This is a genomic window from Litorilituus sediminis (genome assembly GCF_004295665.1).
Classification (GTDB): Bacteria; Pseudomonadota; Gammaproteobacteria; order Enterobacterales; family Alteromonadaceae; genus Colwellia; species Colwellia sediminis.
This window is the reverse complement of record NZ_CP034759.1, coordinates 3,385,878-3,401,253: the sequence shown is the minus strand read 5'-3', so window position 1 is coordinate 3,401,253 and position 15,376 is coordinate 3,385,878. Positions and strand designations below refer to the sequence as shown.

Sequence of the window (15,376 nt, the reverse complement as noted above, 5' to 3'; positions counted from 1 at the left end):
TCTCCTAATGATTGCTTACGCGTAATGTCTGCTCTTCTGGGGTAATATTGACAATACTTGCAAGAGGTTTATTACTCGATTTTTGCGAAAAACGCAGCAAGCTTGGAAACAATATTAAGGTAAAAATAGCGCTGATGGTCATGCCACCAACAATAACGGTTGCTAAGCCGCGATAAATCTCACTACCTACCCCAGGCATAAGCATTAATGGCAGCATGCCAAACAAGCTAGTTAAGGTACTCATATATACAGGCCTTGCACGAATACGAATAGCTTGTGCTACCGCATTGCAGCGCGATAAACCACTTAGCTCAGCTTGTCTGGTTTGATCAACCAATAAAATGGCATTATTCACCACTAAACCAAGTAGAATAATAAAACCTATCATGGTTAATAAATCGAGCGACTGGTAGGTAAACAGGTTCAAAATACTTAAACCTATTACACCACCCGCAACAGCAAGTGGCATCACTAACAGTACTAATAAACTGTCTTTGGCTGATTTAAATAAAGCCGTCATTAATAAGAATAAAATAACTAAGGCTAAGATAAAATTTTTCACCATATCAGATATAGCTGACGCCATTTTATTAGCATTGCCGCTTAACATAATGGCGGCACTTTCTGGCAAATTTTCTGTCATCACAGGGATGATTTTCTCATTCAGTAGTGCTATTGCTTCCTCAAGTGACATATCCGCAGGCGGTGAAACCTGAATACTGATAGTACGTCTGCCATCAACTCGCCTTAATTGCGTAGGACCTGCCGTACGCGTGATTTCGGTCAACTCACCTAACGTTTGGCTACCAGCAATAGGTGAGTAAATAGGTAGTGAGGCAAGCTCATCTGGCGTATCCCATTGCTGACCACGTAAAATAACATTAACCCTGTCATTACCATCAAAATACTCGCCAATAAACAAGCCACTGGTGTATGCACGTACGGCATTGGCAACATCGCGACGGGTCAGTCCTGCTTGCGTAATACGTTGATCATTAGGAATTAAATTCAGCTCTGGCTCAGCTAAACTTAAACTTGGCATCGGGAATGCTGTAGTATTTGCCATCTGGCTATTAATTTCATCGATACCAATTTGTGCTACTTGCATTAAGGCTTCAATATCAGTGCCGTTAATATCAATATCAATAGTTCGGCCATTACCACCGCCAGAGACATTAATCATTGAACCACGAAATAAGAACACTTGTGTATCAGGTAAGCCTGATAACACTTCTTCTCTCACCACCTGCATTAACTCTTCTACGCGGGTCGGATCATCTGAGTATATAAAGCCCCCTGTAGAGCCAGCACCATAAGAATAAAAATTATAACTTTTGATTTTCGGCGACTTTTCGCCTGATAAATAGGGGGCTAATCGCTCTTTCACCAAAATAGCCATTTCATGCTCAATAAAGTCAACATTGCCACCAGGCGGCATATTTAAGCTATAGAAAAAACCATCAATTGGCGCACGCGGCATAAAATCAGTTTTAGGCAACAACATAAGGGTAACGGCTATCGAGCCACCGAGTAATAAACTTACCCAAGTAATACGCTTAACACGCGAGTTAGTTAAGCGCATAACAAACTTAGTTAAATGTTGCCAATAATGTTCATAAGGGTCGGCATCATTGACATTTTTTAGCCAGTATTTACTGGCAATAGGCAATACGGTTATCGCTGCTAGCAAAGAGGAAATAACGGCAATAGACAAGGTTAACGCCAAATCAGAAAATAACTGCCCTTCAACACCTTTCATAAACAGTATTGGTAAAAATATCGCCACACTGGTTGCGGTTGAGGCAAACAAAGCACCAGTGACCTCTAATGTGCCTTTTAGTACGGCTTTATGATTTTCAAAGCCTTGGCTTTTAAGGCGAACAATATTCTCTTGCACAATAATCGCGGCATCAAGCACTAGACCAACAGAAAAAGCCAAACCCGCTAATGAGATAACATTTAGCGTGCGGTCAAAAACCGTTAAGGCAACAAAAGCCACCAATAAGGAGATGGGGATTGTTGTTGCAATAATTAAGGTATTTCGCCAGCCCCGCAAAAATAGCCATAAAATTACCAGTGCCAACAACACACCTAGGCCTAAATTTCCTTTCACCAGCTTTAAGGCATTTCGAATATGCACAGAAGAATCAAAGCTCAAGTCTATAGTTAGCCCTGCCGCTTTAAGTGGCCCTTCATTAAGCTCTTTAATGGCGATATTAATTTCATCCATTAAAGCAACCGTATTGGCATCACTTTGTCTTTTAAGGGTGAAATAGTACGAAGGCTGACCACTACGTAAGTTAAAACCAAAGCGATCCACTAAGGTATTTTCTACCTTAGCTATATCTTTAAGATAGATAGGTCTGTCACCACTATAGCCGATAATCATTTCAGCTAAGTTCTCTAAGCTATATTGACCGGAAAAGCGTACAGTATATTGGCGTCGACCAACATTAGCCGTACCACCCGAAACATCATTAGAGCGAGAAATAGTTGAGCTAATATCACCGATAGATAACCCCAATGATGCAGCTCGTACGGGGTCAAATGTTACCCGTAACTCTCTTGGCCTGTGGCTGGCTAAATTAACTTGCCCCATACCGGGAATACGGGCAAATCTTGGCTGAACAACATCTTCAATTAACTTTTGGTATTGGCCTAAATCTTCTACCGGGTTATCAGGCAAAGTTTTAATCATTAACGAAGCGGTATTTGGACCACCTCGACCACCACCAGCAGAAACCACAGGCTCAAATGCATCGAGTGGTAGCGGCGGCGCTTGATTAAGGTTATTAATAACATCAAGCATGGCCTTTTGCATGTCCGCGCCAACATCAAAGGTTAAGGTGATATCACCAAAGCCTTGACCAATACTGGTGGTTACTTTAGTCACCCCTTGGGTATTTTTTACGACATTTTCAATTGGCTCAATGATCACCGACTCAAGCTCAGCAGGGGCAGCGCTTCGCCAGCCAGTAAAAATACTAATTTGTGGTTGCTCTATATCTGGCGTTAACTGTAAAGGCAGCTTAAATATACTCAGTAAACCAAACACCATAACAAGTGCAACAATGACAATAACTGCAGCGGGATTTTTTAACGCGGTACGCGTGTAATTCATACGAGTTTCTCAGTCCGTTTATTGATATTAAGCTTTCCCTAATGCTCAAATTTTTAGCATCAAAAACCCCAATGTTAGTCAAGCGGAAAGCTTGCCAAAAGTATAGGTAAGATATCTTTAAAAATGAAAGTTAATTAGGCAGCTTAACAAGAAAACACGACAGAGTGTCTAAGAGAAACATAGTGTTACATTTCTTTAGGTAAGATTGTGATAGTACGTAAGCATTAATAGGCTAACGCTAACGCTTACGCACTTAAATGCAGATTAGATTTTAATGAGAATATCATCTAACTCAAAGCGAGATTTAGGTAAGTTAGCATTAAAGTCATCTTCTTCATGATGGTAGCCAATAGCCAAAGCAACATCACATTGATATCCCGCTAGCTCATCAGCAAACTCTTTATTTACTAACTCAGTATCAATGCCCTCTAGCGGCGTTGCATCAATTTTAAGACGAGCCAAAGCATGCAAGGTATTGCCTAAAGCAATATAAGTTTGTGCCTTGGTCCAGCTACTGGTATCACCATCTGCTGCTGTATTTTGCTCGGCAAATAAAAATACCGCAGAGGCCGTTTCTTTCTTTTCTTCTGTTAGGCGTTTATCAGCAATACTTTTATCGAGTACTTTTTCAAAATCAGCCCGAGTGTATTTAGGGTTATAGGCAAATAAAATAATGTGCGAGCTATCAAAAACATGTGGCTGATTATAATGATGCATACGAGCAAAAGTACTATCCATTCTTGCTTTGGCCTCATCACTTTCAAGTACAATAAATTTCCAAGGCTGAGAATTTATTGATGAGGGCGATAGCCGCATTGCTTCAAATAAAACCGCAAGATCATCTGCCGAGACTTTGCGACTGGCATCATACTTTTTGGCAGTATGTCGCCATTGTAAATCCTTAATAATAGGGTGCTTCATGTTGGGGCCTTTTATAATTCAAACTTGCGTTTAATTTTTGCCTATACTGACACGCTCTTAACTTGGTAATCAAGCTTGTTTAGCTTTTTTCTACTGTTTTAACAATTGATAGGCCTTTGCCCAAAACTGGCTCGAGATCATATTAATCGCGTTAGATTCGGCATTGATGAGTACGGCAAAGCCAATGCCTAAACTGGGTGAGTAACCAATATCAGCTCGAAAGCCTGCCACCCAGCCTGAGTGATAAATAATCGGCGTATCTTGAAATTGATATATACGCCAGCCATAGCCGTAATGCGCATCAGTTAAGTATTTACGCCAATGCCTTCTACGCAAATCTTTTTTGGTTTTGATTCTTGGCGTGGTCACTTCATTAAGCAAGTTGTCTGACAGGACACTGGGATTATGCCCAAGGTTAGCAATAAGCCATTTTGCCATATCATTGATGCTAGCATTCACACCTGCTGCGGTTGCCACCTTATAAAAATCAGGTTCTACTTTCACTGTGCGCCACACATAGCGTTTAATGTGTTTACCTTGCTTATCTCGCTTGCCAGTATTAACGCGCTTTCTCAATATATGTGGCTTAGCGGTATTCTCTTGCAGTAAAAAAGGCTCAATACCCACTGATGCGGTCATCATATTAAGCGGCGTAAACACTCTATCTTGCAACAGCTGTTCGTAACTCTTTTCTTGACTTGATTCAATTGCCGGCTGCAATAAACCATAAGCAATATTTTGATAACCATAACAATGTTCTGGCTGACAAATGGGTGTTACGCGCTCAAAACGTTTAACAATTTTTTCCATGCTCCAGTTTTCATGCAGTAAATTATCATAAGCATTAGGCATTAAACCGGTGGAATGGCTAAGCAAATGCTTTAACTGTATTTTTTGCGCAGCGCCTTGAGTCGCTAATTCAAAATGAGGGACATATTTAGTGATAGGGTCTGATAAATTTAAACGTTGCTCTTGAGATAGCATAGTGGCAAGGGTGGAAGCAAACGTCTTAGAAACTGACGCTAAACGAAATACAGTATTAGCATCAACATGACGAGTTTTCGCCTTATCAGTATGACCAAAGGTTTCCAATGCAACAATACTATCTTGCTCAACAATAACGTAAGCAGCGCCAGGAATACTGTATTTTTTCAGCTCTTTAGCGACGGTTTTCTCAAAAGATTCATTAAGATAAATAAGCGGGCTAGCATGTATTGATAAGGAGACAATACAACTTAGCAAAACAACTAAGCGAACAAATAACATACTAGCAGCTCGTATAGGAAAAGCCGGATATTCTAACGATCCTTAAAAATATTTCAATGCGCAATAAGTCGACTTATCTTGCTAGACCATAAGATAGCAAACTAGCAATCTCAGCATTTTCATTTCAGCCGTTTAAGGGTGCTAGTCAACTAGAGAGAATTAATTAGCTGGCGTTAGCACGTTGCGCAGTAATTCATTCATTTTACGCCATTCATCTTTGCTGATAAGTGCATCTAACTGTTGCGCGCCCACAAAATGGGCATAAGCAAGCTTAGCAATTAAATTAGCTCCGTCCTTATTAGGTAACTGAGGCGCAATAATCAATTCCAAATATTCAACACGCTTTTCATCCACCTGTTGCACAAATTCAGCAACAGTAGCATCTGTTTGTGCCCATGCACGAAATGCTTTTTCAGGACCTGTTTCTGCAGCTAATGTTATAGCATCTAATGCCGCACTTCTTTGCGGCAAAGATGCTATATGCTCGACCTGCGCTATAATATCTTGCGTATTCTGTTGCTGCCAAAAGGCTAATAACTGCTGAATGTAATCTAGTCTATTATTAAAATGATGATAAAAGGAGCCTTTAGTTACCCCTTGGTATTTACATAAAATATCGACCTTTAAACTGTCAGGACCTTGTTCCGTAAGAATGGCTAAACCTGCGCTTAACCATTCTTCTTTTGTTAGCTTCATGCAACGGCTCTTTGCTGTATACCTCTAAAATTATCGAGCACAATAACAACTCCTTGCGGCAGAAACAACCAAGCACCAGAGGCAGGCAATAAAATGCAGGTCACGCCACCAAGTAAAATAAAGCCATAGCCAAGTACATTGGGTAAAGGTTTCTTAAGCTGCTGTAACCAAGCGTGCATTAAATACCCCAACAGCATCCAGAAAAAGCCCACCAATAAAAACCATAAAATGGCACTGCGATCAAACTGAATACCTGCGCTAGACTCTATGGTGTTAAACCAACCATCTTGATGAATACCAAGTAAAATGGGCCACGCCATAATAAAGCCGATTAGATTGTGAATTACGCCAGTTAAGATTAAATAAATACCACTGTACTTTGACCAAAAAATCATTGTTTACTCCTTGTGTAAATTACATACCATACGGTACGGTATGTAATTTACAGAAACGAATCATAAAGATCAACAAGGATCATTCGATAGCAACAGACTAGGGGTTGTTGATCTTTGCTGTACATATCTTGTTCAGCAGTACATCGGTAGCCACATTAACATAAATGCCAGCGATACCATGCTGGCATAATTCCTTCCTAATTTATCATATCTCGTTGAAATAGCTCTAAAATGCTTGATTCTCGCAAATGCATTTTCAACCAAATGACGATATTTGTATAAGCACCAATCCATGCTTGTTTTATCTATGTCTTGTCCGTAATTACGTTTGGCAATAACCGTTACCCCGCCCAGCTCTCGAACAAATTTGCGAAATGGCTCACTGTCATACCCTTTATCACAAACTACGGTATTTACATCATCTAACTGCGCTACCAAACTTTCTGCATGAACGATGTCGTGTCGTTGACCTTCTGATAGCTCAAAGCAAATTGGCAAACCACCACTATCCACTGCCAAGTGAATTTTAGTTGAATTTCCCCCTCGACTTTTTCCTATTTGTTCAGAATTGTCAGTAGCAGCCCCTGTACTGTGTTGGTGTGCTCGAACTATAGAACCATCAAGAAAGACCCAATCATAATCTGAAAGTTTGGCTAACTCATTGAATAGCATATTCAATAAGCCTTTCTTCGACCACAAATTAAAGCGACGATAAATGCTACTCCAGCCGCCAAACTCTGTTGGTAAATCGCGCCACGGGATGCCTGTTCTCAGTCGATATAATATCCCCTCAAACGTCATTCTGTGTTTTGGTTTGTTGTATATGCGGCCAGTGCTCTTCATTACTTGAAGTAGCTTTAACCACCGCTTATCAGTTAGCATTAGTCTAGGCATGGTATTGAGTTGTTAGTTTACTTTTGGCGAAGCAAATTATAACGCTTTACCATGCCGCTCAAAAAACACTCGCGAAAGATCAACAGCCCCTAACAACACAAACAAAAAAGCCAACTCAATTTGAGCTGGCTTTACAGTTAATCTCTTTACGGCTGATTTTTACAAGTTTTCTTCAGCAAACGATGCTAAGCGACTCCGCACTACACCATTTAAATTTATGGTTGCCGAGCCAGGGAAGTCTTTAAATCGTTCGACGATGTAAGTTAAACCTGAAGTAACAGCGGTTAAATAGTTACTATCGATTTGCGCTAAGTTACCACTACAAATTAATTTTGTGCCTTCACCACAACGAGTAATGATGGTTTTTAATTGCGACGCAGTTAAGTTTTGACACTCATCCAGTAGCACTAAGGCATTTTGAATACTACGGCCACGCATAAAGTTTACCGACTTAAACTGAATGTTAGCCTTATCCATAATGTAATTTAAGCTACCGTGCATGTTTTCATCTTGCTGATGCAGCACTTCGAGCGAATCAGTGATTGCCGCTAACCAAGGCGCCATTTTTTCTTCTTCCGTTCCCGGTAAAAAGCCAATTGATTCGGCAATTTCTGGCGTGCTGCGAGTAACAATAATTTTATCGTACAAGCCACGCTCTACCACTTGTTCAAGCGCGCTAGCAAGTGCTAGCAAGGTTTTACCACAACCAGCAGGGCCAGTAAGAATAACAAGATCAATATTAGGATCTAACAAAGCATCCATCGCCATGCCTTGGTAAATATTTTTAGGCTGAATACCCCAAGCATTTTTACCCATTAAGCGCTCATGGCTTAAATCAAGAATCGATATTTTTTCATCATCAAAACCCGTCACTTTTGCGGCAAAGTGCTCACCTTCATCAATAAGGTATTCATTAATATAAGTTAACGGCAAGGTATCTCGATCAATTAAGTGGGTAGTGTTTCGGCCTTCTGTTTCACTTTCACAAGCAGTTACTTGTTGCCAAAAGTCTCCTTCAAATCTATGGTAGCCTTTGGTTAAGAACTTCACATCATCAATTAATTGGTCGGTTCTATAATCTTCAACATGCGCAAGACCTGCTCCCTTAGCTTTCAGGCGCATATTAATATCTTTAGTTACTAATACAATTTTCTTGTTGGGATTTTTCTTTTGAATATATAATGCCGCATTAATAATGCGATTATCATTCTCGTTAAATGATAAGATCTGTGCGGTTTGCTCTAAGGCATAATCATTGATAATAGATAAACAGCCACTTGGGTGTAAATCATCATTTTCGGGCAGTTTCACACCGGCAAGCACTTGCTCTGGTGTAGCATTGCTTAAGGTATCTTCTAAAGCCCGAATGGCAACACGCGCATCTCGACTGACATCTTTTCGTCTATCTTTTATCGAATCAAGCTCTTCAAGTACCGTCATTGGCACAACAACGTCATGTTCTTTAAAAGATAAAAAGGCAAAGGGTTCGTGTAAGAGGATGTTGGTATCTAGTATGTAGATGATGGACTGTTCGTTTGCAGGGGCAGATGGCGCGGTTTCATTATTCAAATTCTTTTCAGCCATAAGCAATCTCCGTGATTAGCTGGTAAACATTGACCGATTTTCCTAGTCAAAAGAATGTACACAAGAAAATAAAAACATAAAAAATATAAGCTTATAAACTTCAACCTCCACTATAAGTATAGCGTATTACAATTTTATGACTAAGTACTACAACACAGTAACACCTTCATAATTACACTAAAGCTAAACTTTACTTGCCTACAGTCTTTACATTGCCAGCTTATACCTAAGCTGGCAAGGACTATTTTTTGGCAAATTTAGTTAATTTTTTGATGATCACTTCTATGATTAGGAGTACTATAGCGCCCCCTTTTTATCCATGCGATAAATACGGTTTTTAATAATAGTGTTATAAGTAGTTGGAGAATATAGTCTATGCCATTTCAGCCCGGTCAACGTTGGATCAGTGACAGTGAATCAGATCAAGGATTAGGCACCGTTACGGGTGTTGAGCATAGGTTCGTCAATATTGTATTCACAGCTACTGGTGAGTCTCGTCAATATGCTAAAGACAATGCGCCATTAACCCGAGTCATGTTTAATACTGGTGACATTATTCCAAGCCATGAAGGCTGGATGCTTAAAGTCAGCTCTACCAGCGAAAGCCACGGCTTATTAACTTATCACGGTGTGCGCCAAGATACGGGTGAAGAAACCTCACTAAAAGAAGTGATGATAGATCACTTCATTAAATTTAATAAACCACATGACAGATTACTCAACAGCCAAGTTGATCGCTTAGATTGGTTTCGTTTACGCAAAGATTGCTTGCAACACCAATACCAGCAACAACAGTCAGATTTAATGGGCTTAACTGGTGGTCGTGTTAGCCTTATTCCTCATCAACTTTATATTGCCGATGAAGTAGGTAATCGCTTTGCTCCTCGTGTTTTATTGGCTGATGAAGTGGGCTTAGGTAAAACCATTGAAGCTGGCCTTATTATTCACCAACAATTAGTTAGCGGCCGAGCCAAACGAGTATTAATTATTGTTCCTGAATCATTGATGCATCAATGGTTGGTAGAAATGCTACGTCGCTTTAACTTAAAGTTCAGCATTTTTGATAATGATAGATGTGTTGAAACTGCTGGCGATCAATACGTTGATGGCAAAGCTTTAAACCCATTTAGCACAGAACAACTGGTGTTAGTTAACCTTGACTTTATTACCGACAATCCAGAATGGTATGAGGCCATGATCAGCGAAGACTGGGATTTAATGGTAGTGGATGAAGCGCACCACTTAGGCTGGCAACAAGATGCGCCAAGCATTGAATACCAATGTGTAGAGCAATTAGCACAAGTGATCCCTGGCGTGTTATTACTGACGGCGACACCCGATCAATTAGGCCATGAAAGTCACTTTGCTCGTTTACGCTTACTTGATCCAGACAGATTCTATGACTATCAAGCCTTTATTGAGGAAGAGTCCCACTACAGTGAGGTTGCTGATGCCGCCAATGCGCTAGTTGAAGGTGAAAAGCTTAACCAAGAGCAAGAAAATACCCTTACGGCGCTATTAAAAGAGTCTGATATTAGTGAGCAATTAACACAGCTTAATGATAGTGACGAAAGTGTGCAAAAAACAACACGTTCACAACTACTGGCACAACTGCTTGACAGACACGGCACTGGCCGTATTCTTTTTAGAAACTCTCGTAACACTATCAAAGGTTTCCCAGCAAGACAATTACTGCCTACGGCATTAGAAATGCCAGAGCAATACCAGCAAAGTCTTAACGACTTTATGCTAAGTGATTGCCCAGAAACACTGGTTAACTCTAAGCAAGCAAAAACCGTGTTCACACCTGAAATTCTGTTTGCTTTAGAGCACCAAGTTGATAACTGGACTGACTTTGACCCGCGCGTTAACTATCTAATCGATTTATTAAAATCCCTTAATAAAGAAAAGCTACTGGTTATTTGTGCACATGCGCAAACCGCTATCGATTTAGAAGCAGCACTTCGTGTTAAAGAAGGCATTCGCTCAGCAGTATTCCACGAAGGCTTATCAATTTTTGAGCGTGACAGAGCTGCTGCATATTTCGCTCAAGATGAAGACAGCGCGCAAGTACTACTATGCTCTGAAATTGGTAGTGAAGGTCGTAACTTCCAATTTGCTCATCATTTGGTTTTATTTGATTTACCAAGTAACCCTGACTTACTAGAGCAACGCATTGGTCGTTTAGATCGTATTGGTCAAACTGAAATTATTCGTTTGCACGTACCTTATTTTGATAATTCACCACAATCACTGCTGTTCAACTGGTATCACCAGGGTATGCAAGCTTTTGAACATACCTGCATTACAGGCCGTGTTGTCTTTGAAGCCTTTGGCAAGCAATTACTCTCATTAGCGTTAAGTGGCGAGCAAAGCTCAGCCAAGGCAGAGCAGCTTATTCAGGATAGTTTTGATAAGCATTTAGCAATCAAAGCAGAGCTTGAATCAGGTCGAGATAAGTTATTAGAGCTTAACTCTTCAGGACAAGGGCGCGCCCATGAATTGGTCGAGCAAATTGCTGATGTTGATAGACAAATTGATTTACCTCAGTTTATGTTTCAAGCGCTAGATGTATTTGGCGTGCAACAAGATGATAAGGCAGATAATGCAATCGCCCTAAACCAAAGCGAGCACATGCTAAATAGCAACTTCCCTTACTTACCTGAAGATGGCACCACAGTTACCTTTGATCGTGACACCGCTTTAGTCAATGAAAACTATCAACTACTAACATGGGATCACCCTATGGTTCGCGGCGTGATGGATTTAGTACTCAGTGATGACATAGGTAACGCCAGCATCGGCTTATTGAAAAATGAAGCCTTACCTGTAGGTACGTTTTTCTTAGAGTGTCTATTCACCGTTGAAGCAACAGCGCCAGAGCACTTACAGTTAGGTCGTTATCTACCAACAACGCCAATTCGTATTTTGGTTGATAAAAATGGTAATAACCTTGCTGATAAGGTCAGCGAAGCTGCTCTTGATAAACAGCTTACGCCAGTTAAAAAGCAGATGGCCTTGCAACTGACCAAAGCATTGAAAGCCCAAATTGGCCCATTAGTGACCAAGGCAGAAGCGCATGGTGAAAAACACATTGCCCAAGTACAAGAAAAAGCCCTAGCGAGCATGCAGGAAAAGTTAACGCAAGAGCACCAAAGGTTAACCGCATTAAAAGCAATTAACCCAAGTGTTCGTCAAGCAGAATTAGACTTTATTTTGCATCAGCAAGAAGAGTTAACTCACTATATTGATAAAGCACAACTAACCTTTGAAGCTATTCGCATGATAGTCGTTACTCACTAGGTTTAATAGGAACTAACCAGTGCCGGCAAACCCTGACTTTATTTATCAACCACCGATGACGCCTTATCTTGATATCATCTATCAGGATGATGATATTGTCGTGATAAATAAAGCCAGTGGCATTTTAACCGTGCCAGGGCGCTTACCTGAGCATAGAGATTGTGTAGAAACACGTGTGCAACGAGTTTTACCTAGCGCGACTATTGTGCACAGATTAGATATGGCCACCTCGGGCATTTTGATCATGGCACTAAATAAAGCTGCTCATGTGCGCATTAGCCAACAATTTGAAAAAAGAAAAACACAAAAGCGTTACATTGCACGGGTGTTTGGCTTGGTACAACAGCAAGCAGGCAGTATTGACCTGCCGCTTATTTGTGACTGGCCAAATAGGCCAAAACAAAAAGTAGACCATGAAAACGGCAAAAAAGCGTTAACTCACTACAAAGTACTGAGCCAAAATAACACTAGCAGCTTAGTTGAGCTTTCCCCTGTGACTGGCCGCTCTCATCAGCTTAGAGTGCACATGCTCTCCCTTGGCCACCCCATTCAAGGGGATAAACTTTATGCCACAGGTGAAGCGCTAAATAGTAGCCCTAGACTACAACTACATGCGCAAGAGCTATCCCTTTATCACCCTGTTAGCAATGCTGCTTTGCACTTTGTCGCTCCCTGCCCGTTTGACTAGATGTATTAAACCTATGCTCAAGTTCTAGCTCAGGTTTATGAAGAAAAGCGTTACCAAGGCATTTAAGTTTGCTGATTTGCTGTCGATAAATTCATTAGTATCTGATAAACCTTGATATATGCTAAGTAAACAGTAAGGTTAATACATCTGAATAAGCTTAGTTCAAAAATTATAGGAATCTGTGTGAGCATTCAAACGGCTGTTATTATTTGTATTATTACCTTGCTAGGTTTTGCTGCCAATACTGTGCATGGCCAACAAAGTGAGCCTGAGAAAACACCCGAGACGACTCCCGCAAGTAATGCAGCCCCTGAGAGCACAAATAAGTCTGAAAATACCGATGGCATTGTTATGCCAATCCCACGCATTAAGCAACAAAAACAGGATATAAATCATTATTTGGCGAAAGAAAAAGTATCACCAATTTTAGCCGGCCCTGATGATTACCTCACCATAGTCAATAGATACACAAGCGCAAACAGTAAAGGCGTTGCCATTTTATTACCTGATTGGCAGCAAGGGGCAACCAACCCTAAAGCCATACACTTTTTACAAGAAAGTTTACCAAGTCACGGCTGGACTACGATTACGGTTCAGCCTGACAATAAACCGGCAAACTTTCCCTCAAGCGCTATTGATTCAAACGAGCAAATTGAAGCAGATAAAGCAACAATTCAAGCCTATAAAACTAAGTTAAGCACTATGTTTAAGGTATTAATGACGAAAGCAAAAGAGCACCCAGGCGTTGTGCTAGTTATTGCTCAAGGAAACCATGCGGCTATGCTAGTGGATTTAATCGACAATGAGCAAAATGAAGCAGCAAATGCCCTTATCATGCTAAGTAGCTTTTTAGATGCTAATCCGAGTCAACAATCTGCTATTAATAACGCCTTTGCCCAGCAAGTGGCTCAAAGTGAATACCCTATTTTTGATGTCTTATTAAACTATGATCACCCTTTAGCGATAACAGGTGCAAAAGAGCGATTGATGTATGCTAAGCAGGAAATGAAAGTCTATTACCGACAAAGGCAACTCAATAATAGCAACACAGGTTATTACCCTGAAAAAGAGTTAATCAGACAAATAAATAGCTGGCTGCGCGCTATTGGTTGGTAGTTAACACAACAAACATAAACACTTATCGCAAGTTAAGCTATGCTTAGTAAATGATAATATCAATTGAATTAACTAGTTAATCATGCCAAGGGAATTACTTTACTTGATATTACTCAAGGGATTTGATTTTTTAACTTTCCAAATGAGTATTCCGTATGACAGCTAATGCCGATTCCACCATAAAAAAAATCCCATTAAGCCAACTAAAACCTGGCATGTATGTGTTATCTGTGATCAGTAAAGACAAAACAGTCACAGTTAAAACTGAAGGCTATATACGCTCAAAAGAGAATATAAATAAACTCAAAAAAGCCGGAATAACCCACCTAACAGTCGACCCTAGCAAGGAAAAGCAAGCAGAAAAAATAGATAAAATACTACCTGATATTAATACCTCGCTAAAAGACAAAGCTAAAAACAACAAAGCCAAGGGGGTATCACTAGATCAAGAAATGAAAAAGGCCAACAAGCTTTATGATGATGCCAAAAGCCTACAGCACAAAATTTTAACGAGTTTAGGTGAACAAAAAACCATTGATATCTCTGAGGCGAAAGCATCAACCGATGCCATAGTCGAATCAATATTTTGCAATCAAGATGCATTAAGCTGCATGACAAGGCTAAGAATTAAAGACGAATATTTAGTCGAACATTCGCTGAATGTTTCTATCTTAATGACCATTTTTGCTAAACATCTAGGCTTTGAGCGCAGTTTAATTGAAGACTTAGCGCTTGGTGCATTTTTACATGATATTGGCAAAGTACTTATTCCGCCTGAAGTACTACATAAACCGGGCAAGTTAACCGAACAAGAATACCAAGTCATTAAGACTCACGTTAATTTAGGTATAGATGTCTTAAAAGAAAGCCCTGAGTTACCAGAGATAGCACTAGAAATTGTCAGGCAACATCACGAGCGACTCGATGGCAAAGGTTACCCCAATCAAATAGCTGCTGATGACATTAGCCAATATGGTCGCATGATTGCCATTGTTGATAGCTATGATGCTATGACAGCGGAAAGAGTGTACAAAGCAGGCATGCACCCTATCAAAGCTTTTAAAATATTAATGAAAGAATCACCAAACAGCTATGATAATAACTTAGTAGAGCAGTTTGTAAATTGCTTAGGCATATACCCTATAGGTACCTTAGTAAAACTCACCAGTGGTAAATTAGGACTTATTAGCCAACTCAATAAAAGCAAACCATTACAGCCATTTATACGTGTGTTTTATAACACGCGTCTTAATCAAGCTATCGCCATGGAAGAGCTTGATTTAAGCCAAGCGAAATACAAAGATCAGATCGATTGCTGTATTAGCCCCGATGAATTCAATATTAACTTATTACGCTTTTTTAAAGCAGCGTTTATCAATTAAACCCCGCCTT

11 protein-coding genes are annotated in these 15,376 nt (G+C 40.2%); 4 read left to right on the top strand and 7 right to left on the bottom strand.

Going from position 1 to position 15,376, the window contains the following annotated elements; genetic code table 11:
* Positions 1-4: 4 nt before the first annotated feature.
* From EMK97_RS15110 to EMK97_RS15075, 7 genes are all read right to left on the bottom strand, one after another.
* Positions 5-3,121 carry an efflux RND transporter permease subunit gene (locus EMK97_RS15110; RefSeq protein WP_130603596.1) on the bottom strand — a complete coding sequence of 1,039 codons (3,117 nt, stop codon included), beginning with the start codon at positions 3,119-3,121 and terminating at the stop codon, positions 5-7.
* Positions 3,122-3,385: 264 nt separating this feature from the next.
* Entirely contained in the window at positions 3,386-4,042 is a 657-nt protein-coding gene (locus tag EMK97_RS15105) for an NAD(P)H-dependent oxidoreductase (RefSeq protein ID WP_130603594.1), read from the bottom strand.
* Positions 4,043-4,132: 90 nt separating this feature from the next.
* Positions 4,133-5,308 carry a serine hydrolase domain-containing protein gene (locus EMK97_RS15100; protein WP_130603592.1) on the bottom strand — a complete coding sequence of 392 codons (1,176 nt, stop codon included), beginning with the start codon at positions 5,306-5,308 and terminating at the stop codon, positions 4,133-4,135.
* 159 nt (positions 5,309-5,467) lie between these two features.
* On the bottom strand, positions 5,468-6,004 hold the full coding sequence (locus EMK97_RS15095; protein ID WP_130603590.1) for a TetR/AcrR family transcriptional regulator: 537 nt from the start codon (positions 6,002-6,004) through the stop codon (positions 5,468-5,470).
* Positions 6,001-6,399, bottom strand: coding sequence for a DUF6463 family protein (locus tag EMK97_RS15090; protein ID WP_130603588.1), 399 nt, complete (start codon positions 6,397-6,399; stop codon positions 6,001-6,003). Before EMK97_RS15090 ends, EMK97_RS15095 begins: the two co-directional genes overlap by 4 nt.
* Before the next feature lie 132 nt (positions 6,400-6,531).
* Positions 6,532-7,293 (bottom strand): IS5 family transposase, encoded by a 762-nt coding sequence (locus EMK97_RS15085; protein ID WP_130598256.1) that lies wholly within the window; start codon positions 7,291-7,293, stop codon positions 6,532-6,534.
* 159 nt (positions 7,294-7,452) lie between these two features.
* Positions 7,453-8,877: a PhoH family protein gene (locus EMK97_RS15075; protein ID WP_130603584.1), complete on the bottom strand. Its 1,425-nt coding sequence runs from the start codon at positions 8,875-8,877 to the stop codon at positions 7,453-7,455.
* Positions 8,878-9,252: 375 nt separating this feature from the next.
* On the opposite strand from EMK97_RS15075, the gene rapA reads away from it, so the two are divergent.
* The 4 genes from rapA to EMK97_RS15055 all read left to right on the top strand — a co-directional run bounded on the left by rapA (position 9,253) and on the right by EMK97_RS15055 (position 15,366).
* Positions 9,253-12,180 (top strand): RNA polymerase-associated protein RapA, encoded by a 2,928-nt coding sequence (rapA, locus tag EMK97_RS15070; protein WP_130603582.1) that lies wholly within the window; start codon positions 9,253-9,255, stop codon positions 12,178-12,180.
* Positions 12,181-12,235: 55 nt separating this feature from the next.
* A complete protein-coding gene (locus EMK97_RS15065; RefSeq protein WP_130604508.1) occupies positions 12,236-12,868 on the top strand; it encodes an RluA family pseudouridine synthase in 633 nt (210 codons plus the stop codon).
* 183 nt (positions 12,869-13,051) lie between these two features.
* Positions 13,052-13,984, top strand: a complete 933-nt coding sequence (locus EMK97_RS15060; protein WP_170176778.1) for a DUF3530 family protein — start codon at positions 13,052-13,054, stop codon at positions 13,982-13,984.
* A 155-nt stretch (positions 13,985-14,139) separates the two neighbouring features.
* Positions 14,140-15,366: a cyclic di-GMP phosphodiesterase gene (locus EMK97_RS15055; RefSeq protein WP_130603578.1), complete on the top strand. Its 1,227-nt coding sequence runs from the start codon at positions 14,140-14,142 to the stop codon at positions 15,364-15,366.
* Positions 15,367-15,376 lie beyond the last annotated feature (10 nt).

Excerpts from the sequence above, each read along its gene's own strand:
- EMK97_RS15085 (WP_130598256.1), bottom strand. The coding sequence starts at position 7,293 with ATGCCTAGACTAATGCTAACTGATAAGCGGTGGTTAAAGCTACTTCAA.
- rapA (WP_130603582.1), top strand. The coding sequence starts at position 9,253 with ATGCCATTTCAGCCCGGTCAACGTTGGATCAGTGACAGTGAATCAGAT.
- EMK97_RS15055 (WP_130603578.1), top strand. The coding sequence starts at position 14,140 with ATGACAGCTAATGCCGATTCCACCATAAAAAAAATCCCATTAAGCCAA.
- EMK97_RS15095 (WP_130603590.1), bottom strand. The coding sequence starts at position 6,004 with ATGAAGCTAACAAAAGAAGAATGGTTAAGCGCAGGTTTAGCCATTCTT.
- EMK97_RS15090 (WP_130603588.1), bottom strand. The coding sequence starts at position 6,399 with ATGATTTTTTGGTCAAAGTACAGTGGTATTTATTTAATCTTAACTGGC.
- EMK97_RS15100 (WP_130603592.1), bottom strand. The coding sequence starts at position 5,308 with ATGTTATTTGTTCGCTTAGTTGTTTTGCTAAGTTGTATTGTCTCCTTA.
- EMK97_RS15065 (WP_130604508.1), top strand. The coding sequence starts at position 12,236 with ATGACGCCTTATCTTGATATCATCTATCAGGATGATGATATTGTCGTG.
- EMK97_RS15105 (WP_130603594.1), bottom strand. The coding sequence starts at position 4,042 with ATGAAGCACCCTATTATTAAGGATTTACAATGGCGACATACTGCCAAA.
- EMK97_RS15110 (WP_130603596.1), bottom strand. The coding sequence starts at position 3,121 with ATGAATTACACGCGTACCGCGTTAAAAAATCCCGCTGCAGTTATTGTC.
- EMK97_RS15075 (WP_130603584.1), bottom strand. The coding sequence starts at position 8,877 with ATGGCTGAAAAGAATTTGAATAATGAAACCGCGCCATCTGCCCCTGCA.